Genomic DNA, 22805 nt, shown 5'->3' on the forward strand with positions numbered 1-22805 from the left:
GCGCAAAGTCAGAACGGTTCAGGGATTCAGCGACGCCATGCACTGCTGCAGTTGTGGCCCAATCTGTTCGAACATGCGCGGTGAGATGATCTCGACGTGCGCACAGTCCAGCGGCCAGATAGTCAGCTCGCCGACATAGGGCGCCCAGGCGCGGCGCGCATCCTGACCGGGCTGCTGCGTCTGTTCCGCCAGGAACAGAGTTGCGTGTCCGGTGAAGCGGGCACTGCGCGCTGTTGCCAGCAGGCGCACTGAACTGGCGTAGTTGGCTTCAATGGTGGTAAACAGTGCCGCCATTCCTTCACCGGCCTGCTGCCGTTGCGCAGCGATAAACTGCTCGCGCTCACGATTAACCTCTTCCAGCACCGCCGGATCCAGCACGTTTTCACCGCGCCGTTCATCCCAGTTCTGCGTCTCCGGCGGCCAGGTATCCAGCAGTCCGAGGAAGGCAACGGTTTCACCTTCGGCCTCCAGCCGCGCGGCGATACCCTGCGCCAGCGTGCCGCCCAGCGAGTAGCCCAGGAAATAGTAAGGCCCCTGTGGTTGCTGCTGACGCACCGTCGCCAGATGCGCCTCACACACCGCGTCAAGGTGCTGCGCCTGGTTCAGCGGGCTGGCGGTGTGGGGTGACTGAATGCCGAGTAGCGACCAGCGTGCATCCAGATAGCGCTGCAACACGCTGAATTGCCAGGCAAAACCGGAGGCGGGATGGAAGCAGAACAGCGTCGGGCCAGTGCTGCGTCGCAAGGGTAATACCGCTTCAAATCCGGCGCGAGCCACATCCGCGGGCTCGCTGCTGAGCAGTGCCGCCAGCTTTTCTACCGTGGATGCCACCATAATCTGGCCCACTGACACCGGCTGATTCAGCGTCCGGCGCAGCTGTGCTGCCAGCCGCATCGCCAGCAGCGAGTGACCGCCCAGCGAGAAGAAATCATCCTGGGCGCTCACCGGTTCGCACTCCAGCAGCCTGGCAAACGCCTGTGCCAGTGTCGTTTCGAGTCCGGGATGCGGCGCGCGACCAGCCAGCGCTGCCTGCGTTTGCGGCAGCGGCAGCGCTTTGCGATCCAGTTTACCGTTGCTGCTGAGCGGTAACGCCGCCAGCTGAACAATCGCCACCGGCACCATATGCGCCGGTAACTGTGAGGCCAGAGTCTGACGCATTGCGTCGGTATCGATCGGGCCATCAGCCACCACATAGCCGACCAGCTGGCGGGCATCGCCCTGATGATCGCTGCTGCTCCCCAGCACCACCGCATGTGTGACGGCCTGCTCAATGCCAGGTAGCGCAGCCATGGCGTGGTCGATCTCGTTCAGCTCGATACGCTGCCCGCGAATTTTTAGCTGATCGTCGCTGCGGCCCAGATACTCCACCGCACCATCCGGCAGCCAGCGCGCCACATCACCAGTGCGGTACATCCGGGAGCCGTGACCCCACGGATCGGCGACAAACCGGCTGGCAGTAAGGTCGGGACGATCAAGATAGCCATGTGCCAGCTGCACGCCGGTCAGATAGAGATCGCCAGCCACGCCCGGTGGCACCGGCTGCAGACGCGCATCCAGAATCCGTAAGCCGGTGTTCCAGACCGGGAAGCCAATCGGCACGCTGGCCCCTTCGATGGCCGCCAGCTCCGGGCCAAAGGCCGGATAGTAGCTGACATCAACCGCCGCTTCGGTCGGGCCATAAAGATTATGCAAGGGCACACGGGTCAGCGCCTGCCACTGGCGCGATAACTCTGCGGGCAGCGCTTCGCCGCTACAGAAAACCCGGCGCAGGGTGGCGCAGCGCGCTATCGCGTCACCATCCTGCAGCGAAGCGACAAAAGCAGCCAGCATCGACGGAACAAAATGGGTGGTGGTCACGCGGTAGCGGGCAAACAGCTGCTGCAGCGCGTCCGGGTCGCGATGAGCATCGGGCGGAGCCATCACCAGCCGTGCGCCGACGATAAGCGGCCAGAAGAACTCCCATACCGAAACATCAAAGCTGCTCGGGGTTTTCTGCAACACCACATCATCGCTGCCGAGCGGATAGCGATCCTGCATCCATAACAGACGGTTGACGATCGCCTCATGACTGACCAGCACCCCTTTTGGCCGGCCGGTCGAGCCGGAGGTATAGATGATGTATGCGCCATCCTGTGGACGCGGGGCCTGCATCAGCACGCTATCCACGGGTGTTAACAGCGCGTTGTAAAACAGCGGCGCGACGGGTGAGAGTGCCGCCAGCCGCTCGGCCAGTTCACGACAGGTGATCAGCGTTTTCGGCGCGGCATCTTCCAGCATCATCTGTAACCGATCGTCCGGGTAGCCGGTATCAAGCGGCAGCCAGGTTGCCCCCACGCTGACGATCGCCTGCAGCGCCAGCGATAAAAAGACCGAACGCGGCAGCGCTACGGCGACGATATCACCCGGCGTCACTCCCTGCGCAATCAACTGTTGCCCCAGCGCGGCGACCTGCTGCTGCATCTGTTGATAGTCAAGCTGATGCCCCTCATCTGCCAGTGCCGGAGCGCGCGGCGAACGCTGTGCCTGACGGAGCAGCAGGCTGCTCAGGGTTTCTGCAGGCAGCATTACGGCAGTCTGGTTGATCGCCGCGAGCTGCTGATGCTCTTCCGGCATCAGCATATCCAGCTCGCCACAGGCACTGGCTGGCCGGACGGCAAGCTGCTGAAGCAGCAGGCCAAAGCGGCTGGCGTGTTGCTTTAGCGTTGTGTCGCTGTAGCGCTGTGCATTAGCGAGTAACTCCAGCGTCAGGTCGCCCTGTTCGCTGAGGTAGATAGCAATCTCCAGATCGCGTACCGGTCCTGACGCCAGCTGATGGGTTATGCCTTTGATGCCAGCGAAATCGAGCTGGTAATCAAACATCTTCAGGTTGATTACCGGCCCATAGAGCGGATCGCTGTCGCCGGAGCGAACCAGATCGCGCTGCACCTGTTCAGCGTCGTAACGCTGATGACGACGCATTTTTTTGACTTCGCCCGCCAGACGCCCGGCCAGTGCCGTCAGCGGCTGTGCCGGATCGTAATGCACCGCCAATGGCAGCACGTTAATCACCGGACCGGTGGCGCAGAGCGCGGCCGAGCCGATGCGGCGCATAAAGATGAAACCGGCGGCGAACGCATGCTGGCCGGTGAGGCGCGCCAGCCATAACGCCACCAGCGCAAAGGCAGTATCCGCAGCACTGAGGTTGTGCTGCCCGGTGTGCGTCAGCAAAGCCTGAAACGTGTCGCGATCCACGGCAAACGTGTGGCGCAGCAGGTCGGTACTGGCGCTCTGACCGGCCAGCGGCAGAGCGGACAACGAGGCGGGCGCAGGTAACTGCGCCCCTTTCTCCAGCCAGAACTGGCGATCGCGCTGCCAGCCCGAAGATTGCTGATAGCGCTGATATTCATCAACGACGTCGCTGAACGGCACGAACGGGCTTGGCTCCGGCGTGTCGCCGCGCTGCCAGGCGCTGTAGAGATTGGCGATACGGCGGGTCAGGGCGGTGAAACTAAAACCATCGACCACCAGATGATGGTATCGCTGATACCAGTACCAGTGATCCTCATCCAGCCGAAACAGGCTGTGATGGTAGAGCGGCGCGCCGCTCAGCACCCGCAGATCGCCGGTCATATCCTGCTGCATCAGCGCACGTGCTGCGGCCTCCGGATCGGCGGCGTCGCGCAGATCGATCACCTCAGGCTCGCGGAAAGCCTGGGGTTCAGGCCACTGTAGCGGTTCACCCTCCTGCTCGCCAAAGGCCATATTCAGTGTGTCTGCTTCCTGCATGCCAGCAATTATGGCCCGTGACAGCAACGCGCTGTTCAGCGCACCGCGCAGTTCGACAAAATGCGCCACGGCGTAAGCATTGGAATAGGGCGATAGCTGGTCAGCGATCCAGATTCCGGGCTGAGCGGCCACCAGCGGCAGCGTTTTTTGTTCTGTCTGCGGGTTGAGAGTGATCTCAGACATTTTCGCCTCTGTCCTGCGTCATAACCGGACGGATATCGTGCCAGTTTTCATTCAGCCAGCTCAGACAGTCAGCCTGTGGCCCGGGACCAAACACCGGCTGCCATCCTGCCGGAACCGCACAAAAGGCGGGCCATAAGCTGTACTGCTGCTGATCGTTCTTCAGCACCTGACAATCCTGTTGCGGATCGTCGAAAGGGTTAAGTTGTTGCATGTCGGTCTCCTGTCCGCAGTCACCGGGCGCGCTAACGCCGCTGTCCTGCATAGATATCTTTCAGTGGCGCGCAGAAGGCGGAATATAAGCGGGTTAGGGCTATTGCCACATGGCTTTAAGGCCTGCCAGCAGTCCGCCGCGCCAGCACAGCGCATCGTGACCGCCTTCGACCGGGTGATAGCTGACCTGATGTCCGGCAGCGTTCAGATCGCGCTGAAACTGCTGGTTTGCTGCCAGAATCAACCGCTCGCGTCGTCCCGCTTCCAGGTAGAAGCGGCGAGAGGGTGCCTGCAGCAAACCCTGTTGTAACTGCTGTGGCAGCCAGCCATTGGGGTCGCCGCGCGCGGGCCACCAGAACGAACCGGAGAGGCTGATCGCTCCAGCAAAGGTTTCCGGCCAGGTCAGGGTGGCGTAAGCGGCAGAAAGGCCGCCAAAACTCTGTCCCGCTACCAGCGTGCTGTCGGCACGAAACGGCGCCCAGCGCTGAACCTGCGGCAACAGCTCGTGCTGAATCGCCAGCCAGAAGTCAGGGTTACAGGTCAGCTCACGCGTGCGGTGTTCGCGGTCGATGATGTCGATCATGACATAGACCGCAGGGGGCAGTTCGCCTGCCTCTGTCAGTTGCTGAAGCGGGCCGGCAACCGGCATGGTCTGTGCCCAGAACTGACCATCCAGCAGCAGTACCAGCGGACGATCGCCTGCACTGGCGTCTCCGGTAACAGAGATCCAGACCTGACGCTGGTTTCCCAGCCGTTCGCTGCGCCACAAATAGTGTTGCAGCGGAATATCGGCGGCACGGCCCTCATCAACCGCACGCCACACCTGCTGATCCGGCGCGTGTGGCAGGTGCAGTGGCGAGACCCTCATTCCGCGTCCACCCGCCCAGCTTCGCAAAGGATTCAGCGGGTCGCTTTGCGCCTGCGGGAATTTCTGACGCCACCACTGGCGCACTGACTGCATATCGGCCTGCCCGGTAAAAGTCTCTTCCTGACTATCAGGAATCAGGCAGTAGCTGCCGCGCCAGTCAGCGGGCAGGGCGGTTTGCCACCACCAGACATCGGTATCGGGAACAGGCGTTAATGAGGAGGGGACCGCTGAATGATGATGATCGGTTACGCCGGTAATATTGATCCAGACGCGCCGGGTATCGGAGTGCTGCGTGTCACCCTGAGGATCGCGCCAGAAAAAGGTGACCTGACAGGTTCCCTTTTCGCCAGCTTCAACCAGAGGAATGCCCCGTTGCTGCTGCTGTTGCCACCAGCGTTCACTGCCGGTTTCTTCATTTAACCACGTCATACGCGCCATCTTTCGATCACCCTTGATTAGGGTCATGCATGTTATGAATAATAGTATTGATAATTATTTGCATTTGCAATAGGGTGTTTCCGCCCGACAGGGAGCGCGCGCATCCTCTCTGCCGCACCGGCTTTCAGACTGATGCAAAGCGGTTCTGACGCTGGCCCGGCGACAAGGGGAAAACGTTGCAGGCAAGGTTATTACTTTTTTACCGGCACGCCGGCAGTGGCATCCTCGCCGGCACTCCAGGAACAGAAAAATGAAAAAGTTATCCCGGCTTTCGTTAGCCATTATGATTGAACTGGGTTTCACCGCCTCTCTCATTTCTGCCGGTGCCGTGGCTGCTGAAGCCACCCGCGAACCGGCTATCGACAGCAGCACCTCCGATACCCTCCACGACGACACCATGATGGTGACCGCCGCCGAGCAGACGTTGCAGGCACCTGGCGTGTCGACCATCACCGCCGACGAAATTAAAAAACATCCACCCGCACGCGATGTCGCCGAAATTATTCGCACCATGCCTGGCGTCAATCTGACCGGTAACTCCACCAGCGGCCAGCGCGGAAACAATCGCCAGATCGATATCCGCGGCATGGGGCCGGAAAATACCCTGATTCTGATCGATGGATTGCCGGTGACCAGCCGCAACGCGGTTCGGCTTGGCTGGCGTGGCGAGCGTGATACGCGCGGCGACACTAACTGGGTGCCGCCAGAGATCATTGATCGCATTGAGGTGATCCGCGGTCCGGCAGCGGCCCGTTACGGTAACGGTGCAGCGGGCGGCGTGGTGAACATCATCACTAAAAAAGAGATGGATAATCAGTGGCACGGCTCATGGAGCGCCTATTACAACGTGCCGGAACACAAGGAGGAGGGCGCGACCCGTCGCACCAACTTCAGCCTTGAAGGGCCGCTAGGCGATGATGTCAGTTTCCGGCTCTATGGCGGTCTGGCAAAAACGCAGGCTGATGCTTACGACATTAATGAAGGGCACGCCGCAGACCGCACCGGCAGTTACGCCGGATCGTACCCGGCGGGCCGGGAAGGCTCGATCAACAAAGATATTCATGGCCTGCTGCGCTGGGCATTTGCGCCGATGCAGACGCTGGAAGTGGGGGCCGGTTACAGTCGTCAGGGCAACCTCTATGCCGGGGACACGCAGAACACCAATACCAACGCCCTGGTGAAAAGCAAATATGGTGACGAGACCAACCGGCTCTATCGGCAGAACTTTTCTGTTAAGTGGACCGGTGCCTGGGATAATGGCATCAGCACCAATACCTACGCGCAATATGAGAACACCCGCAACGCGCGTCTGAATGAGGGGCTGGCAGGCGGCACCGAAGGCATCTTCGCCAACAGCAACTTCAATACCATCCAGCTGGATGATGTGTTGTTGCACAGTGAGATCAGCGTGCCGTTTGAATGGCTGGTGAACCAGACCGCGACCTTCGGGACGGAATGGAATCAGCAGCGGATGAAGGATCCTTCATCGACGACTCAGGCCGCCAGCTACGGGTCGATTCCCGGTATCGCTACGACCGGCCGCACACCCTATTCACAGGCGGAAATCTTCTCGCTGTTTGCCGAAGACAATATTGAGCTGACCGATAGCACCATGCTGACGCCGGGCCTGCGCTTCGATCACCATTCGATTGTCGGCGATAACTGGAGTCCGTCGCTCAACCTGTCACAGGGATTAGGCGATGAGTTCACACTGAAAATGGGTATTGCGCGCGCCTATAAAGCCCCGAGCCTCTATCAGACCAACCCGAACTATCTGCTCTACAGCAACGGTCAGGGCTGTGCCGCCAGTGCCGGTGCCTGTTATCTGATGGGTAATGACGATCTGAAAGCGGAAAACAGCATCAATAAAGAGATTGGGGTCGAATGGAAGCGCGATGGCTACCAGGCGGGCCTGACCTGGTTCCGCAACGACTACCGTAACAAGATCGAGGCTGGCACGGCGCCAACCGGCACCGCATCTAACGGCAAAACCGACATCTACAAATGGGAAAATGTGCCCAAAGCAGTCGTCGAGGGGCTGGAAGGCACGGTTAATGTCCCGTTCTCCGACAGCGTAACGTGGAACAATAACTTCACTTACATGTTGCAGAGTAAGAATAAAGAGACCGGCGATCGTCTGTCGATTATTCCGGAATATACGCTCAATTCGACGCTGAGCTGGCAGGCGATGCAGGACCTCTCCCTGCAAACGACCCTGACCTGGTACGGTAAACAGGTACCGAAGAAATATGACTATAAAGGTAACGCCGTTACCGGTAGCGCCACCGATCAGGTGAGCCCCTATTCGGTTGTGGGCATGAGCGGCACCTATGACGTTAATAAATATGCCAGCGTCACCGTGGGTATCGACAACCTGTTCGACAAGCGCCATTTCCGTCAGGGCAACGCGCAGACCACCGGCAATGCCACCACCGGAGCGTGGCTCTATGGCGCAGGGGCCAATACCTTTAACGAGTCGGGCCGCACCTGGTATATCAGCGTGAATACCCGCTTCTGATGGACGGGCAATAAAAAGCGCAGCGGTTGACCTGACCGCTGCGCTTTTTTCATGACTGAATAATCAGTTGTTCTGATTGATATCGCGGTAGAGACGGCTCTCAAATCGCACCAGCGGAATACGGCGGGTACGCTGATCTTCCGGCGGGACCGCATAACCGGAAAGGAACTGAACGAACGCCACCCGCGCACCACTGGAAGTAGTAATAAAGCCCGCCAGGTTATAGACGCCCTGCAGTGAACCGGTTTTCGCCGAGACTTTGCCATCCAGCCCCGCCTCATGCAGCCCGCCGCGATACTGCAGCGTGCCGTCGTAACCTGCCAGCGGCAGCATCGAAATATAATCCAGTGTGTTGTCATTCTTCGCAATGAACTGCAATACCTGCATCATGGTTTGCGGCGAAATCAGGTCATGGCGGGAGAGACCTGAACCATCCACCTGAATGCTATTACCCATGTCGACATTGGCTTTGGCTTTCAGGATGCGGCGAACGGCATCCTGTCCGGCGCGGAACGTGCCGGGCACATTGAAGTAGTGATGACCAATGGTGCGAAACACCGTGTCGGCAATCATGTTGTCTGACTTCTTCAGCATGGTGTGCAGCAGCGTATGCAGCGGCGCGGACTGGGTCGATGCCAGCACGGTACCCGGTTCGGTGACCTGCGTCTGTCGCACCAGATGCCCGCTGTAATCAATCTCAGACGACCGCAGTTCCGCCTTGAGGATTTCGCCAGCCCAGGCCGCGCCATCCTGCACCGCAAATGCCAGCGGCAGTGGTTCCGCGCGCTGGCGCATACAGCCCGTGAGGGTGTAGCGGTTCAGCTCGCCCGGCACCACATCCAGCTCGCAATATTGCCCTTCGCCGCTGTTGCGGCCAATGGTGCGCACCTGGCTGTACATATGCGCCGGATAATAGGAGGCGATACGTACAAAGGCATTCTCACCCGGCGTATTAGCACTGTAGAGCGACACCGAGAAGCAGTTTTTATCAACGATTGCCGCACCCGGCGGAGCACTGAAGCACTGGGTCATATCGTTCCACGGCCAGCCCGGCGCCATATCGTGACTGGCAAAAACGGAGGTGTCGATAACCAGATTGCCTTTGATATGGTTAATGCCCTGCTTCTTTATCGCCGCCACCATGTTGCGCAGATCCTGACGGCTTAAGGTGGGATCACCGCCGAAACGTGCGACTAAATCGCCGTTCAGGGTGCCATCGATAATGGCGCCACGAGTCTCAAAAGTGGTCTGAAAACGGAAGTCGCCACCCAGCTCCAGCAATGCTGCCAGCGCCGTCACCACTTTCATGGTACTGGCGGGCAGAGCCATCTGTTTTCCGTGATAATCAATAATCGGTGTTGATGCGCCTACTTTTTGTACCATCAGCGCCAGATTGGCGCCGTCTGGCAGGTACTGCATGTATTCATCAACTGGCGCTGCGTGTGCCTGCAGCATAAATGCGCAGCTTAATCCGGTAACAAGTCGTGAAAATCGCATAATCTCGCGGTAACTGGCAGGTGAGGGCGTCAATACTACGTCGCTGGACGGTGCAAAGTAAACGATGACCCGCAGGGAACTCTGGGGTAAAATACGTATCAAATTGCAAAACTCTTTTCTGGCCTGGAAGCATCTCCGGGTCAGGATTCTTTTATTTGCAAAAACGGGCTAATGCGCCGCAGAACGCTTTTTTCTGCAGTCACCGGTCAGGATGACATCGTTAAACAGGAAAGATGGCGAGGAGCTTAAATGAATCAGATTCCGATGACGTTAAGAGGCGCTGAAAGATTGCGCGAAGAGCTGAACGAGCTGAAAACCGTGAAGCGCCCGCGCATTATCGCCTCTATCGCTGATGCACGCGAACATGGCGATTTAAAAGAGAACGCGGAATATCACGCTGCGCGTGAAGAGCAGGGTTTTTGCGAAGGCCGTATTCAGGAGATTGAAGCCAAACTCTCCAATGCGCAGGTTATCGACGTCACTCAGATGCCGAAAACCGGACGCGTGATTTTCGGTGCAACCGTTACCGTGCTGAACGTCGAAACCGACGAAGAAGCCACGTATCGCATTGTGGGCGATGACGAAGCGGACTTTAAGCAAAATCTGATTTCGGTCAATTCGCCCATGGCGCGTGGCCTGGTGGGTAAAGAGGCCGATGACGTGGCTATCGTGAAAACCCCGGGCGGCGACGTTGAGTATGAAATCCTGAAGGTGGAATACCTTTAAGATGTTGCTACGCTTTGAAAAGCGTTAAAGCACAATGTAAAGAAAGGAAAAAGGCCGCATTGCGGCCTTTTATCTGAGGTAAGAGCATGTCACTTTCTTTGCCCACTTAGCGTGGCAGAGAAATTTTGCTCTCTTTAGAGGGGCGATACAGCACCAGCGTTTTGCCGATCACCTGTACGTTGCTGGCACCGGTCTCACGCACGATAGCCTCAACGATCAGCTGCTTCGTTTCACGATCTTCCGAGGCGATTTTTACCTTGATCAGTTCGTGATGCGACAGAGCCTGCTCGATTTCGGCCAGCACGCCTTCAGTCAGGCCATTGCCACCCAGCATAACCACTGGCTTGAGCGGATGGGCGAGGCCCTTGAGGTGCTGTTTTTGTTTGGTACTTAGATTCATCGTAGTTTTTTACTTACTCAGGGATTGAAAACGGTTCATTCTACCGCCATCTCGGGTATATCACCAAATCGACGCAACCCATTGCGTGCAGGTTTATCGCTACGATGACGATTTAGTTGGAAATATTATGACGGGTAAAAAGCGTTCGGCCAGCTCCGGCCGCTGGCTTCAGGAACACTTTAGCGATAAATATGTGCTCCAGGCGCATAAAAAAGGGTTGCGTTCGCGCGCCTGGTTTAAACTTGATGAAATACAACAGGGTGACAAGCTTTTCAAACCCGGCATGACCGTGGTAGATCTGGGTGCTGCACCCGGAGGCTGGTCGCAATATGTGGTACAGCAAATTGGGAACAAAGGGCGAGTCATTGCCTGTGATATCCTGCCAATGGATCCGATAGTCGGTGTCGATTTCCTTCAGGGCGATTTTCGTGAAGAATCGGTGGTCAATGCGCTGCTTGAACGCGTTGGCGATCAAAAAGTTCAGGTTGTCATGTCCGATATGGCGCCGAATATGAGTGGTACACCTGCCGTAGATATTCCCCGGTCGATGTATTTAGTCGAGCTGGCGCTGGAGATGTGTCGGGATATCCTGGCACCTGGCGGCAGTTTTGTAGTGAAAGTGTTTCAGGGAGATGGCTTCGATGAATACCTGCGGGAAATTCGCTCCCTGTTTACGAAAGTGAAAATTCGTAAGCCGGACGCTTCACGTTCACGTTCACGTGAAGTGTATATTGTGGCGACTGGGCGCAAACTATAACCAAATTGCTGGAGAAGTCCGCAGTTTTGCTGCGATTCCATGTATGCGGGATCTATAGTACCCTACGCTATCTGTTAACACCGTTGTAATATGAGGTTAATCCCTTGAGTGACATGGCGAAAAACCTGATTCTCTGGTTAGTCATCGCGGTCGTGCTGATGTCAGTATTCCAGAGCTTTGGGCCCAGCGAGTCGAATGGCCGTCGGGTTGATTATTCAACCTTCCTGTCGGAAGTGAACCAGGATCAGGTCCGCGAGGCACGTATTAACGGGCGTGAAATTAACGTCGTTAAAAAAGACAGCAATAAATACACGACCTACATTCCTGTCAACGATCCCAAGTTGCTCGATAACCTCTTGACCAAAAACGTCAAAGTGGTTGGCGAACCGCCGGAAGAACCAAGCCTGCTGGCTTCAATCTTCATTTCATGGTTCCCGATGTTGCTGCTGATCGGTGTGTGGATCTTCTTTATGCGTCAGATGCAGGGCGGCGGCGGTAAGGGCGCGATGTCCTTCGGCAAGAGCAAAGCCCGCATGTTGACGGAAGACCAGATTAAAACCACTTTCGCCGACGTAGCAGGTTGTGACGAAGCGAAAGATGAAGTTGCTGAGCTGGTGGAATATCTGCGTGAGCCAAGCCGTTTCCAGAAGCTGGGCGGTAAGATTCCAAAAGGCGTTCTGATGGTGGGGCCACCGGGTACCGGTAAAACCTTGCTGGCAAAAGCGATTGCCGGCGAAGCGAAGGTGCCTTTCTTTACCATCTCCGGTTCTGACTTTGTGGAAATGTTTGTCGGTGTCGGTGCATCCCGTGTGCGTGACATGTTCGAACAGGCCAAAAAAGCGGCTCCATGCATCATCTTTATCGATGAGATCGACGCAGTCGGTCGTCAGCGTGGCGCCGGTTTAGGCGGTGGACATGACGAACGTGAGCAGACGCTGAACCAGATGCTGGTTGAGATGGATGGTTTCGAAGGTAACGAAGGTATTATTGTTATCGCCGCAACTAACCGTCCTGACGTACTGGACCCTGCGCTGCTGCGTCCAGGTCGCTTTGACCGTCAGGTTGTTGTTGGCCTGCCAGATGTTCGCGGTCGTGAGCAGATCCTGAAAGTGCATATGCGTCGTGTGCCGCTGGCAACTGATGTTGATGCAGCAATCATTGCACGTGGTACGCCAGGCTTCTCGGGTGCCGATCTGGCCAACCTTGTTAACGAAGCAGCGCTGTTCGCGGCCCGTTCAAACAAGCGTGTGGTTTCGATGGTAGAGTTCGAGAAAGCGAAAGACAAAATCATGATGGGTGCGGAACGTCGCTCCATGGTGATGACGGAATCGCAGAAAGAGTCAACTGCCTACCACGAAGCAGGCCACGCCATTATTGGTCGCCTGGTGCCAGAGCATGACCCGGTTCATAAAGTAACGATTATCCCGCGCGGTCGCGCACTGGGTGTGACCTTCTTCCTGCCTGAAGGCGACGCGATCAGCGCCAGCCGTCAGAAACTGGAAAGCCAGATCTCAACGCTTTACGGCGGTCGTCTGGCAGAAGAGATCATCTACGGTGCAGAACGTGTTTCTACCGGTGCGTCCAACGATATTAAAGTTGCGACCAATCTGGCGCGTAACATGGTGACGCAGTGGGGCTTCTCTGAAAAACTGGGTCCGTTGCTCTATGCAGAAGAAGAGGGTGAAGTGTTCCTCGGACGTTCTGTCGCGAAAGCGAAACATATGTCTGATGAAACGGCCCGCATCATCGACCAGGAAGTTAAGCACCTGATCGACAGCAACTACCAGCGTGCTCGTCAGATTCTGGGTGAGAACATGGACATCCTTCACGCGATGAAAGACGCGCTGATGAAGTATGAAACCATTGATGCACCGCAGATCGACGACCTGATGGCACGCCGCGAAGTGCGTCCGCCAGCGGGCTGGGAAGATCCAGGCAGCAACTCAGACAGCAACGGTACGCCAAAGGCGCCACGTCCGGTTGATGAACCGCGTACGCCAAACCCAGGCAATACCATGTCAGAGCAGTACAACAAATAAGACGCAACATCGTCAGACAAAACCCCGGCTGGTCCGGGGTTTTTTACATCCAGATATTGATCAGCAAGGAGTTTCCGCTATGAAGTTGTTCGCCCGTGATTCCCATCTCGATTTATCTTTTCCACATGTGATGGGCATTCTTAACGTCACGCCGGACTCCTTTTCAGATGGTGGAAAGCATAACGCGCTGGTCGATGCGCTGACGCATACCAATGAGATGGTCAATGCAGGCGCAACCATCATCGATGTGGGTGGGGAATCAACCCGTCCTGGCGCGGATGAAGTGAGTGTGGAGGAGGAGCTGGAGCGGGTGATTCCGGTCATCGATGCCATTGCCCAGCGTTTCGAAGTCTGGATTTCAGTGGACACCTCTAAAGCTGACGTCATCCGGGAAGCTGCGCGAGTGGGTGCTCACATCATTAACGACGTGCGTTCACTTTCTGAACCCGGAGCACTGGAAGCCGCAACCGCAACCGGACTGCCCGTCTGTTTAATGCATATGCAGGGCGAACCGCGCACCATGCAGCAGGCACCGGTTTACGAAAATATTTTAAGCGAAGTGGACACTTACTTCGCTCAGCAGATAGCGCGCTGCGAAGCAGCGGGCATTAAAAAAGAGCGTCTGATACTCGACCCGGGCTTCGGTTTCGGTAAAAATCTCAGCCACAATTATGAACTGCTGGCTCATCTTGGCGATTTTCACCACTTCGGCCTGCCGCTGTTAGTGGGGATGTCGCGTAAATCGATGATTGGCCAGCTGTTAAACGTCGGCCCGTCACAGCGTTTAACCGGCAGCCTGAGTTGCGCGGTGATTGCTGCTATGCAGGGCGCGCAGATTATTCGCGCCCATGATGTAAAAGAGACGGCTGAAGCGATGCGCGTGGTCGAAGCGACCCGAAGAGCAAAAGGAGTATCATGAGTAATCGTAAATATTTCGGTACAGACGGCATTCGTGGCAAAGTCGGTGAAGCACCCATCACCCCCGATTTCGTCCTGAAGCTGGGCTGGGCCGCAGGTAAAGTGCTGGCGCGCCACGGTTCAAAGAAGATCATCATCGGTAAAGATACCCGTATCTCTGGTTATATGCTGGAGTCCGCGCTGGAAGCCGGTCTCGCTGCAGCAGGCCTGACGGCCGCCTTTACCGGCCCGATGCCGACACCAGCCATCGCCTATCTGACCCGTACCTTCCGCGCAGAGGCGGGCATTGTGATTTCAGCGTCACATAACCCCTTTGACGACAACGGAATTAAATTCTTCTCGTCCGAGGGCACCAAACTGCCCGACGACGTTGAAGAGGCGATTGAGCTGGAGATGGAAAAGCCGATTACCTGTGTTGAATCAGCGCAGTTAGGTCGTGCCAGCCGTATAGTGGATGCAGCAGGGCGTTACATTGAGTTCTGCAAAGGGACGTTCCCCAGCGAACTGAATCTGAATGGCCTGAAAATTGTGGTCGACTGCGCCAATGGTGCCACCTACCACATTGCGCCGAATGTATTGCGTGAACTGGGCGCGACGGTGATTGCTATCGGTGTCCAGCCAGACGGCATGAACATCAACAAAGAGTGCGGTGCCACCGATCTCAAACTGCTGCAGCAGCGCGTGCTGGCGGAGAAGGCCGATATCGGCCTGGCCTACGACGGTGACGGCGATCGCATCATGATGATTGACCATCTGGGTGACAAAGTTGATGGCGACCAGATCCTCTACATCATTGCGCGTGAAGCCCTGCGTCAGGGACAGTTACGCGGCGGCGTGGTGGGTACGCTGATGAGTAACATGGGGCTGGAGTTAGCGCTGAAACAGCTTGGCATTCCGTTTACCCGTGCCAAAGTCGGTGACCGTTATGTACTGGAGAAGATGCAGGAGAAGGGCTGGCGTCTCGGTGCAGAGAACTCCGGTCATGTGATCCTGCTGGATAAAACCACAACCGGTGACGGTATCGTTGCAAGTTTGCAAGTGCTCACTGCGATGGTGCGTAACCACATGAGCCTGCACGATCTCTGTAGTGGCATGAAGATGCTGCCGCAGGTCCTGGTTAACGTACGCTTTGCGGGCGAACATGATCCGCTTCAGAGTGACGCGGTAAAAGCCGTCACGGCTGAAGTAGAGAAAGCGCTGGCGGGCCGCGGACGCGTTCTGCTGCGTAAATCAGGGACTGAGCCATTGATTCGTGTCATGGTCGAAGGCGAAAATGAGGCGCAGGTTACCGAACTGGCGAATCGCATCGCCGACCAGGTCAAGGCCGTTTAAAACCGTAACAGGCGGTCTGCAGAGTGCTGAACTGCCTGTAAAATCACCGGGATGGCGTTTTTTTCTGCAAACAGTATGGGTAGTAAAAATTGCACTTGCAGAGATATGCGCCTTTGGTTAGTATTCACACCCGCTTCTGATGGGTGATGACGAGACTCCCCATCAATACTGGTTGAAGCTTTAACTGTACGATTACCGTGCAAGGAACAGGATGATATGTACCAAGCTCTTTTAGTAGTTTTCCTTATTGTAGCTATCGCCCTCGTGGGTATGATCATGCTGCAGCAAGGCAAAGGCGCTGATATGGGAGCCTCATTCGGTGCAGGCGCATCCGGTACGGTGTTTGGTTCTTCGGGTTCAGGTAATTTCATGACTCGTACAACCGGCATCTTAGCAGCGCTGTTTTTCATCATCAGCCTGGTTCTGGGTAATCTGAACAGCAATAAAGCGTCTAAAGGAAGCGAGTGGGAAAATCTTTCTGCGCCGGCGCAGTCTTCTCAACAGACTGAAAAGCCAGCTCAACCGGTAACGCCGGGCAGCGATATTCCTAAGTAAGGTCGTCAGCACAACGAATCGTTGTGGTCAGTGCAGTGCCGTGGTGGTGGAATTGGTAGACACGCTACCTTGAGGTGGTAGTGCCCGATTGGGCTTACGGGTTCAAGTCCCGTCCTCGGTACCAAATAGCAGTATCCCTTGCATTTTATGCAGGTCTGGCGTATTATTCGCCACGTTTTCGGACGCGGGGTGGAGCAGCCTGGTAGCTCGTCGGGCTCATAACCCGAAGGTCGTCGGTTCAAATCCGGCCCCCGCAACCAATTTTCCCTTTGAGTTCTTTTTCAAATATACTGTATGCATCGACGGACGCATTCACGGTTATTTTTTGAAAGAAAATTCTTTGGATGGAGTCCGGGCCGCATTGCGGCATACAGGGTCCAGTGATTAAAAGCCCCGAATATTCGGGGTTTTTTGTTATTAGCGAATCGTAATACTGGGCTATAGGCCCTTTTTTTATGTCTTGGGGGTGGGCTTGTCCACATTAGAGCAAAAATTGACAGAGTTGGTATCGGCTCCCGTAGAAGCGCTGGGTTACGAACTGGTTGGAATTGAATTCGTTCGTAGTCGCACATCTATCCTGCGCATCTATATTGATAGTGAAGATGGCATCAATGTCGATGATTGCGCCGATGTCAGCCACCAGGTAAGTGCGGTAATGGATGTTGAAGATCCCATTACCGTCCCTTACAACCTAGAAGTCTCTTCACCGGGACTCGATCGTCCTCTGTTCACTGCAGAACACTACACCCGCTTTATGGGTGAAGAAGTGAGTCTGGTGTTGCGTATGGCCGTTCAGAACCGCCGTAAATGGCAGGGAACCATTAAGTCAGTTGATGGCGAGATGATCACGGTGCACGTTGAGGGTAGCGATGAAGTGTTCGCGCTGAGTAATATTCAGAAAGCGAACCTGGTCCCCCACTTTTAAAAGTCCGGATTGAGGCTAACCAGGATGAACAAAGAGATCTTAGCTGTTGTAGAAGCCGTTTCTAACGAAAAAGCCCTGCCGCGTGAGAAAATCTTCGAAGCGCTGGAGAGCGCGCTGGCGACTGCGACCAAGAAAAAGTACGAGCAGGAAATTGAGGTACGCGTCAGCATTGATCGCCGCAGTGGCGATTTCGATACTTTCCGCCGCTGGGAAATCGTAGAAGAGGTGACACAGCCGACGCGCGAGATCACGCTGGATGCGGCCCGCTTCGAAGATGAAGCATTCAATCTGGGCGAATATGTCGAAGATCAGATTGAATCGGTCACCTTTGACCGTATCACCACCCAGACCGCTAAGCAGGTTATCGTGCAAAAAGTGCGCGAAGCTGAGCGCGCAATGGTGGTTGATCAGTTCCGTGAGCAGGAAGGCGAAATTATCACGGGCGTGGTGAAGAAAGTTAACCGCGACAACATCTCCCTCGACTTAGGCAGCAATGCCGAAGCGGTGATTCTGCGCGAAGATATGCTGCCGCGTGAAAACTTCCGTCCAGGCGACCGTATTCGTGGCGTACTCTACTCTGTACGTCCGGAAGCGCGTGGCGCGCAACTGTTCGTGACGCGTTCTAAACCAGAAATGCTGATTGAACTGTTCCGCATCGAGGTGCCAGAAATTGGCGAAGAACTGATTGAAATTAAAGCCGCTGCCCGTGATCCGGGTTCGCGCGCTAAAATTGCAGTCAAAACCAACGACAAACGTATTGATCCGGTGGGTGCCTGTGTGGGCATGCGCGGCGCGCGTGTTCAGGCAGTTTCCAGTGAACTGGGCGGCGAGCGTATCGATATCGTGCTGTGGGACGATAACCCGGCGCAGTTTGTTATTAACGCCATGGCTCCGGCCGATGTGGCGTCAATCGTGGTTGATGAAGATAACCACACCATGGATATCGCCGTAGAAGCTGGCAATCTGGCTCAGGCGATCGGCCGTAACGGCCAAAACGTGCGTCTCGCTTCACAGCTGAGTGGCTGGGAGCTGAACGTGATGACCGTCGATGATCTGCAGGCTAAGCATCAGGCTGAAGCACATGCAGCGATCGATATGTTCACTAAACATCTCGACATCGACGAAGAGTTCGCCACCGTACTGGTGGAAGAGGGCTTCTCCTCGCTGGAAGAGCTGGCATACGTGCCAATCAACGAGCTGCTGGAAGTCGACGGCCTCGACGAAGAGACCATTGAAGCCCTGCGTGAACGAGCAAAAAATGCGTTAACCACCCTGGCACTGGCGAAAGAAGAGAGTCTTGGAAATCAGGAGCCCGCTGAGGATCTTCTGAATCTTGAAGGCCTCGATCGTGCGCTGGCGTTCCGCCTGGCGTCGAAAGGCGTTTGCACGCTGGAAGATCTCGCTGAGCAAGGTGTTGACGATCTGACGGATATTGAAGGCATGTCTGATGAACAAGCCGGCGCGCTGATTATGGCCGCACGTAATATCTGCTGGTTCGGCGATGACGCGTAATAACAGGAAGGAACAGCATGACAGATGTAACCGTAAAATCGCTGGCCGCAGAAATTCAGACTCCGGTCGATCGCCTGGTACAGCAATTTGCTGATGCGGGGATCCCTAAGTCTGAAAATGACGCGGTGACCCAGCAAGAGAAAGAAACCTTACTATCTCATCTGAACCGTGAACACGGTCAGGTCGGTTCAGCTAAGCTGACGCTGCAGCGTAAAACGCGCAGCACCTTGAATATTCCAGGCACCGGGGGTAAAAGTAAGTCGGTGCAAATTGAAGTCCGCAAAAAGCGTACCTATGTGAAGGGTGATGCAGAGGCTGAGCAAGCTCAGGCAGAAGCTGAAGCCGAGGCGCAGCGTGAAGCGGAAGAGCAGGCGCAACGCGAGGCTGAAGAAAAAGCCCGTCGCGAAGCTGAACAGAAAGCGCAACGTGAAGCCGAAGATAAAGCCAGGCGCGAAGCCGCTGACAAGGCCAAACGTGCAGCAGCGGAAAATGAAAAAGTGACAAATCAACCTACCGACGAAGTGACCAGGGCTGCGCAATCAGACAAAGCCCGTCGCGAAGCTGAAGCTGCCGAACTGAAGCGTAAAGCTGAAGAAGAAGCCCGCCGTAAGCTTGAAGAGGCTGCCCGCCTCGTAGCAGAAGAAGCCCGCCGTCTGGCTGAAGAGAAATCAGCTGAATGGGAAAAACCGGAAGAAGAGGATAAAGGCGACTATCACGTCACCACTTCGACACATGCCCGTCAGGCGGAAGACGAAAACGACCGTCAGGTTGAAGCAGGTCGTGCGCGTGCGCGTACTACGGCTAAAGCTGCGCGTCCGGCGAAAAAAGGCAACAAACACTCTGAAGCCAAAACTGACCGTGAAGAAGCGCGTGCGCAGGTTCGTGGTGGTAAAGGCGGCAAGCATCGCAAACCTAGCGCACTGCAGCAGGGCTTCAACAAGCCAGCGCAGGCCGTTAACCGCGATGTTGTGATTGGCGAAACTATCACCGTAGCCGAACTGGCTAACAAAATGGCGGTGAAAGGTTCTCTGGTCATTAAAGCGATGATGAGAATGGGCGCCATGGCGACCATCAACCAGGTCATCGACCAGGAAACTGCACAGCTCGTTGCCGAAGAGATGGGCCACAAAGTGACCCTGCGTCGTGAGAACGAGCTGGAAGAAGCGGTAATGGACGATCGTGATACTGATGCTGCGCAGGAGTCTCGTGCTCCGGTTGTCACCATCATGGGCCACGTCGACCACGGTAAAACGTCCCTGCTGGACTATATTCGTTCCACTAAAATCGCCTCTGGCGAAGCGGGCGGTATTACTCAGCACATCGGTGCTTACCACGTTGAAACCGACAACGGTATGGTTACCTTCCTGGATACCCCGGGCCACGCCGCGTTTACCGCGATGCGTGCACGTGGTGCGCAGGCGACCGATATCGTTATCCTGGTGGTTGCAGCAGACGATGGCGTGATGCCACAGACTGTCGAAGCTATTCAGCACGCCAAAGCCGCTAAAGTGCCGGTTGTGGTTGCAGTGAACAAGTGCGATAAGCCAGAAGCGGATCCGGATCGTGTTAAAAACGAACTGACTCAGTACGGTATCATTCCGGAAGAGTGGGGCGGCGAAAACATGTTCGTTAATGTCTCTGCGAAAGCGGGTACCGGCATTGATGACCTGTTAAACGCTATCCTGCTGCAGGCGGAAGTGCTGGAACTGACCGCTATCCGTGAAGGTATGGCGAGCGGCGTGGTGATCGAATCGTTCCTCGACAAAGGTCGTGGTCCGGTTGCCACCGTGCTGGTACGTGAAGGTACGCTGAACAAAGGCGACATCGTTCTTTGTGGTTTCGAATATGGCCGCGTTCGTGCAATGCGTGACGAACTGGGTCGCGAAGTCATGGAAGCGGGTCCATCTATCCCGGTTGAGATTCTGGGCCTGTCCGGCGTGCCGGCTGCGGGTGATGAAGCGACCGTGGTACGTGACGAGAAGAAAGCACGTGAAGTTGCGCTCTATCGTCAGGGCAAATTCCGCGAAGTTAAACTGGCTCGCCAGCAGAAATCTAAGCTCGAGAACATGTTTGCTAACATGACCGAAGGCGAAGTGTCTGAACTGAACATCGTTCTGAAAGCTGACGTTCAGGGTTCTGTGGAAGCAATCTCCGACTCCCTGCAGAAACTCTCCACCGACGAAGTGAAGGTGAAGATTGTGGGTTCAGGCGTGGGCGGGATTACCGAAACCGATGCGACCCTGGCTGCTGCCTCTAACGCCATCCTCCTTGGCTTCAACGTTCGTGCCGATGCCTCTGCGCGTCGCGTCATTGACGCAGAAAGCCTGGATCTGCGCTACTACTCTGTCATCTATAACCTGATTGACGAAGTTAAAGCGGCGATGAGCGGCATGCTGGCACCAGAGTACAAACAGCAGATCATCGGTCTGGCTGCGGTGCGCGATGTGTTCAAATCACCGAAGTTTGGCGCGATTGCCGGTTGTATGGTGACGGAAGGTAACATCAAGCGTCACAATCCAATCCGTGTCCTGCGCGACAACGTGGTAATTTACGAAGGCGAGCTGGAATCTCTGCGTCGCTTTAAAGATGACGTCAACGAAGTGCGTAACGGCATGGAGTGCGGTATCGGCGTGAAGAACTACAACGACGTTCGCGTTGGCGATATGATCGAAGTGTTTGAAATCATCGAAATTAAACGCACCATCGAGTAATAGACTGCTGATGTGTTGCAATTTGGGAGGCCTCTGGCCTCCCGAATTATTTGGGAGAAATAATGATGGCGAAAGAATTTGGTCGCCCGCAGCGCGTTTCACAAGAGCTGCAAAAAGAGATTGCGATGATCCTGCAGCGTGAGATCAAAGATCCACGTCTTGGCATGATGGTCACCGTATCAGGCGTTGAAGTCTCACGCGATCTCGCTTACGCAAAAGTGTTCGTGACTTTCCTCAACGACAAAGATGAAGAAGCGATTAAACATGGCCTGAAAGCGCTGAAAGAAGCGTCAGGTTATATCCGCATTCTGCTGGGCAAAGCGATGCGTCTGCGTATCGTGCCTGAGCTGACTTTCTTCTACGACAACTCGTTAGTCGAAGGGATGCGCATGTCCAATCTCGTCACCAGCGTCGTGAAGAACGATACTGAGCGCCGTGGTCCGGACGCCACTGGCGATGACGAGGAGGCGTAATGAGTCGTCCGCGTCGTCGCGGTCGCGACGTCCATGGCGTGTTGTTGCTGGATAAGCCACAAGGCGTCTCGTCGAATGATGTCCTGCAGAAAGTGAAGCGTATCTTTAACGCGAATCGCGCAGGACATACCGGCGCGCTGGATCCTCTGGCTACCGGCATGTTGCCGATCTGCCTGGGTGAAGCGACTAAGTTTTCGCAGTATCTGCTCGATTCCGACAAACGCTATCGCGTGATTGCCCGACTGGGCGAGCGGACCGACACGTCAGACGCCGATGGCAACATCGTGCAGACGCGTCCGGTCAGCTTCAGTCAGGCCGATCTGGACAGTGCTCTGGAGAGCTTCCGCGGCGAAACGCTGCAGGTGCCTTCGATGTTTTCGGCACTGAAGCATCAGGGACGTCCGCTGTATGAATATGCGCGTCAGGGCATTGAGATTGCGCGTGAACCGCGTCCCATCACTGTCTATGAACTGCAATTCATTCGCTGGCAGGATAACGAGCTGGAGCTGGAAATTCACTGCTCCAAAGGCACCTATATCCGCACCATCATCGATGACCTGGGCGAAAAGCTGGGATGCGGTGCGCACGTGATTATGCTGCGTCGCGTTCAGGTTGCCCGTTATCCGTATGAAAGGATGGTGACGCTGGAACAGCTCAACACCCTGCTGACGGAAGCCACAGAAGCCGGCATCCCACTGGAAACGCAGCTCGATCCGCTGTTGTTGCCAATGGACAGCCCCGCCTCTGATTTCCCTGAAGTGAATATCCCGCCTGCCGTGGCAGATTTCTTCCGCCAGGGACAGCCGGTACAGGCCAGCAATGCGCCTGCCCAGGGGCTGGTAAGGGTATCGGAAGGCGAAGCGCGTAAGTTTATCGGTATGGCAGAAATTGCCGACGATGGCCGGCTTGCGCCACGTCGTTTAGTGGTTGAGTATCAGGATTGAGCCAGGCGTTCACTTTTCGCTGATGGGGCATTTG

Annotated in this window: 17 protein-coding genes and 2 tRNA genes; 14 read left to right on the plus strand and 5 right to left on the minus strand. The window is 55.9% G+C overall.

Annotated elements, in window-relative coordinates:
• Positions 1-18: 18 nt before the first annotated feature.
• The 3 genes from ACMGGP_RS00915 to fes form a co-directional block, all read right to left on the minus strand.
• Positions 19-3948, minus strand: a complete 3930-nt coding sequence (locus ACMGGP_RS00915) for an enterobactin synthase subunit F (protein WP_498798046.1) — start codon at positions 3946-3948, stop codon at positions 19-21.
• A complete protein-coding gene (locus tag ACMGGP_RS00920; RefSeq protein ID WP_029519500.1) occupies positions 3941-4159 on the minus strand; it encodes an MbtH family protein in 219 nt (72 codons plus the stop codon). The genes ACMGGP_RS00915 and ACMGGP_RS00920 overlap by 8 nt, the downstream gene beginning before the upstream one ends.
• A 99-nt stretch (positions 4160-4258) precedes the next feature.
• The gene (gene fes, locus ACMGGP_RS00925) at positions 4259-5455 is read right to left on the minus strand and encodes an enterochelin esterase (RefSeq protein ID WP_498798047.1); all 1197 of its coding nucleotides are present in this window, start codon (positions 5453-5455) and stop codon (positions 4259-4261) included.
• A gap of 259 nt (positions 5456-5714) precedes the next feature.
• Between fes and ACMGGP_RS00930 the strand changes: the two genes are divergently transcribed.
• Positions 5715-7982 carry a TonB-dependent siderophore receptor gene (locus ACMGGP_RS00930; protein ID WP_498798048.1) on the plus strand — a complete coding sequence of 756 codons (2268 nt, stop codon included), beginning with the start codon at positions 5715-5717 and terminating at the stop codon, positions 7980-7982.
• Positions 7983-8045: 63 nt separating this feature from the next.
• Here ACMGGP_RS00930 and dacB read toward each other — a convergent pair whose 3' ends face one another.
• On the minus strand, positions 8046-9479 hold the full coding sequence (gene dacB, locus ACMGGP_RS00935; protein ID WP_010251813.1) for a serine-type D-Ala-D-Ala carboxypeptidase: 1434 nt from the start codon (positions 9477-9479) through the stop codon (positions 8046-8048).
• Positions 9480-9728: 249 nt separating this feature from the next.
• On the opposite strand from dacB, the gene greA reads away from it, so the two are divergent.
• On the plus strand, positions 9729-10205 hold the full coding sequence (greA, locus tag ACMGGP_RS00940; protein ID WP_010251811.1) for a transcription elongation factor GreA: 477 nt from the start codon (positions 9729-9731) through the stop codon (positions 10203-10205).
• Positions 10206-10311: 106 nt separating this feature from the next.
• Here the strand turns inward: greA and yhbY are convergent, their stop codons facing one another.
• Entirely contained in the window at positions 10312-10605 is a 294-nt protein-coding gene (gene yhbY / locus ACMGGP_RS00945) for a ribosome assembly RNA-binding protein YhbY (protein WP_010251809.1), read from the minus strand.
• A gap of 127 nt (positions 10606-10732) precedes the next feature.
• Between yhbY and rlmE the strand changes: the two genes are divergently transcribed.
• The 12 genes from rlmE to truB all read left to right on the plus strand — a co-directional run bounded on the left by rlmE (position 10733) and on the right by truB (position 22771).
• The gene (gene rlmE / locus ACMGGP_RS00950) at positions 10733-11362 is read left to right on the plus strand and encodes a 23S rRNA (uridine(2552)-2'-O)-methyltransferase RlmE (RefSeq protein WP_010251807.1); all 630 of its coding nucleotides are present in this window, start codon (positions 10733-10735) and stop codon (positions 11360-11362) included.
• 113 nt (positions 11363-11475) lie between these two features.
• On the plus strand, positions 11476-13401 hold the full coding sequence (ftsH, locus tag ACMGGP_RS00955; RefSeq protein ID WP_010251805.1) for an ATP-dependent zinc metalloprotease FtsH: 1926 nt from the start codon (positions 11476-11478) through the stop codon (positions 13399-13401).
• A gap of 79 nt (positions 13402-13480) precedes the next feature.
• Complete coding sequence (gene folP, locus ACMGGP_RS00960; RefSeq protein WP_010251803.1) at positions 13481-14320, plus strand: dihydropteroate synthase; 840 nt, start codon at positions 13481-13483, stop codon at positions 14318-14320.
• On the plus strand, positions 14317-15651 hold the full coding sequence (gene glmM, locus ACMGGP_RS00965; RefSeq protein WP_010251799.1) for a phosphoglucosamine mutase: 1335 nt from the start codon (positions 14317-14319) through the stop codon (positions 15649-15651). Before folP ends, glmM begins: the two co-directional genes overlap by 4 nt.
• Before the next feature lie 216 nt (positions 15652-15867).
• Positions 15868-16206, plus strand: a complete 339-nt coding sequence (gene secG / locus ACMGGP_RS00970; RefSeq protein WP_010251798.1) for a preprotein translocase subunit SecG — start codon at positions 15868-15870, stop codon at positions 16204-16206.
• 37 nt (positions 16207-16243) lie between these two features.
• Positions 16244-16330: transfer RNA gene (locus ACMGGP_RS00975), tRNA-Leu, on the plus strand.
• A 59-nt stretch (positions 16331-16389) separates the two neighbouring features.
• Positions 16390-16466, plus strand: a tRNA-Met gene (locus ACMGGP_RS00980).
• Positions 16467-16672: 206 nt separating this feature from the next.
• A complete protein-coding gene (gene rimP, locus ACMGGP_RS00985) occupies positions 16673-17131 on the plus strand; it encodes a ribosome maturation factor RimP (RefSeq protein WP_498798049.1) in 459 nt (152 codons plus the stop codon).
• A gap of 24 nt (positions 17132-17155) precedes the next feature.
• Positions 17156-18643, plus strand: a complete 1488-nt coding sequence (nusA, locus tag ACMGGP_RS00990; RefSeq protein ID WP_010251792.1) for a transcription termination factor NusA — start codon at positions 17156-17158, stop codon at positions 18641-18643.
• A 17-nt stretch (positions 18644-18660) separates the two neighbouring features.
• Positions 18661-21354, plus strand: a complete 2694-nt coding sequence (infB, locus tag ACMGGP_RS00995; protein ID WP_010251789.1) for a translation initiation factor IF-2 — start codon at positions 18661-18663, stop codon at positions 21352-21354.
• 62 nt (positions 21355-21416) lie between these two features.
• Positions 21417-21827: a 30S ribosome-binding factor RbfA gene (gene rbfA, locus ACMGGP_RS01000; protein WP_022625282.1), complete on the plus strand. Its 411-nt coding sequence runs from the start codon at positions 21417-21419 to the stop codon at positions 21825-21827.
• Positions 21827-22771, plus strand: a complete 945-nt coding sequence (gene truB, locus ACMGGP_RS01005) for a tRNA pseudouridine(55) synthase TruB (RefSeq protein ID WP_010251781.1) — start codon at positions 21827-21829, stop codon at positions 22769-22771. Before rbfA ends, truB begins: the two co-directional genes overlap by 1 nt.
• Positions 22772-22805: the final 34 nt, after the last annotated feature.

This window comes from Curtobacterium sp. BNK-1 (assembly GCF_048685235.1).
GTDB lineage: Bacteria > Pseudomonadota > Gammaproteobacteria > Enterobacterales > Enterobacteriaceae > Pantoea > Pantoea agglomerans.

What these genes read in the sequence shown, in the direction of transcription:
- ACMGGP_RS00915 (WP_498798046.1), bottom strand. Translation starts at nt 3,948, where the DNA reads ATGTCTGAGATCACTCTCAACCCGCAGACAGAACAAAAAACGCTGCCG.
- ACMGGP_RS00920 (WP_029519500.1), bottom strand. Translation starts at nt 4,159, where the DNA reads ATGCAACAACTTAACCCTTTCGACGATCCGCAACAGGATTGTCAGGTG.
- fes (WP_498798047.1), bottom strand. Translation starts at nt 5,455, where the DNA reads ATGACGTGGTTAAATGAAGAAACCGGCAGTGAACGCTGGTGGCAACAG.
- ACMGGP_RS00930 (WP_498798048.1), top strand. Translation starts at nt 5,715, where the DNA reads ATGAAAAAGTTATCCCGGCTTTCGTTAGCCATTATGATTGAACTGGGT.
- dacB (WP_010251813.1), bottom strand. Translation starts at nt 9,479, where the DNA reads ATGCGATTTTCACGACTTGTTACCGGATTAAGCTGCGCATTTATGCTG.
- greA (WP_010251811.1), top strand. Translation starts at nt 9,729, where the DNA reads ATGAATCAGATTCCGATGACGTTAAGAGGCGCTGAAAGATTGCGCGAA.
- yhbY (WP_010251809.1), bottom strand. Translation starts at nt 10,605, where the DNA reads ATGAATCTAAGTACCAAACAAAAACAGCACCTCAAGGGCCTCGCCCAT.
- rlmE (WP_010251807.1), top strand. Translation starts at nt 10,733, where the DNA reads ATGACGGGTAAAAAGCGTTCGGCCAGCTCCGGCCGCTGGCTTCAGGAA.
- ftsH (WP_010251805.1), top strand. Translation starts at nt 11,476, where the DNA reads ATGGCGAAAAACCTGATTCTCTGGTTAGTCATCGCGGTCGTGCTGATG.
- folP (WP_010251803.1), top strand. Translation starts at nt 13,481, where the DNA reads ATGAAGTTGTTCGCCCGTGATTCCCATCTCGATTTATCTTTTCCACAT.
- glmM (WP_010251799.1), top strand. Translation starts at nt 14,317, where the DNA reads ATGAGTAATCGTAAATATTTCGGTACAGACGGCATTCGTGGCAAAGTC.
- secG (WP_010251798.1), top strand. Translation starts at nt 15,868, where the DNA reads ATGTACCAAGCTCTTTTAGTAGTTTTCCTTATTGTAGCTATCGCCCTC.
- nusA (WP_010251792.1), top strand. Translation starts at nt 17,156, where the DNA reads ATGAACAAAGAGATCTTAGCTGTTGTAGAAGCCGTTTCTAACGAAAAA.
- infB (WP_010251789.1), top strand. Translation starts at nt 18,661, where the DNA reads ATGACAGATGTAACCGTAAAATCGCTGGCCGCAGAAATTCAGACTCCG.
- rbfA (WP_022625282.1), top strand. Translation starts at nt 21,417, where the DNA reads ATGATGGCGAAAGAATTTGGTCGCCCGCAGCGCGTTTCACAAGAGCTG.
- truB (WP_010251781.1), top strand. Translation starts at nt 21,827, where the DNA reads ATGAGTCGTCCGCGTCGTCGCGGTCGCGACGTCCATGGCGTGTTGTTG.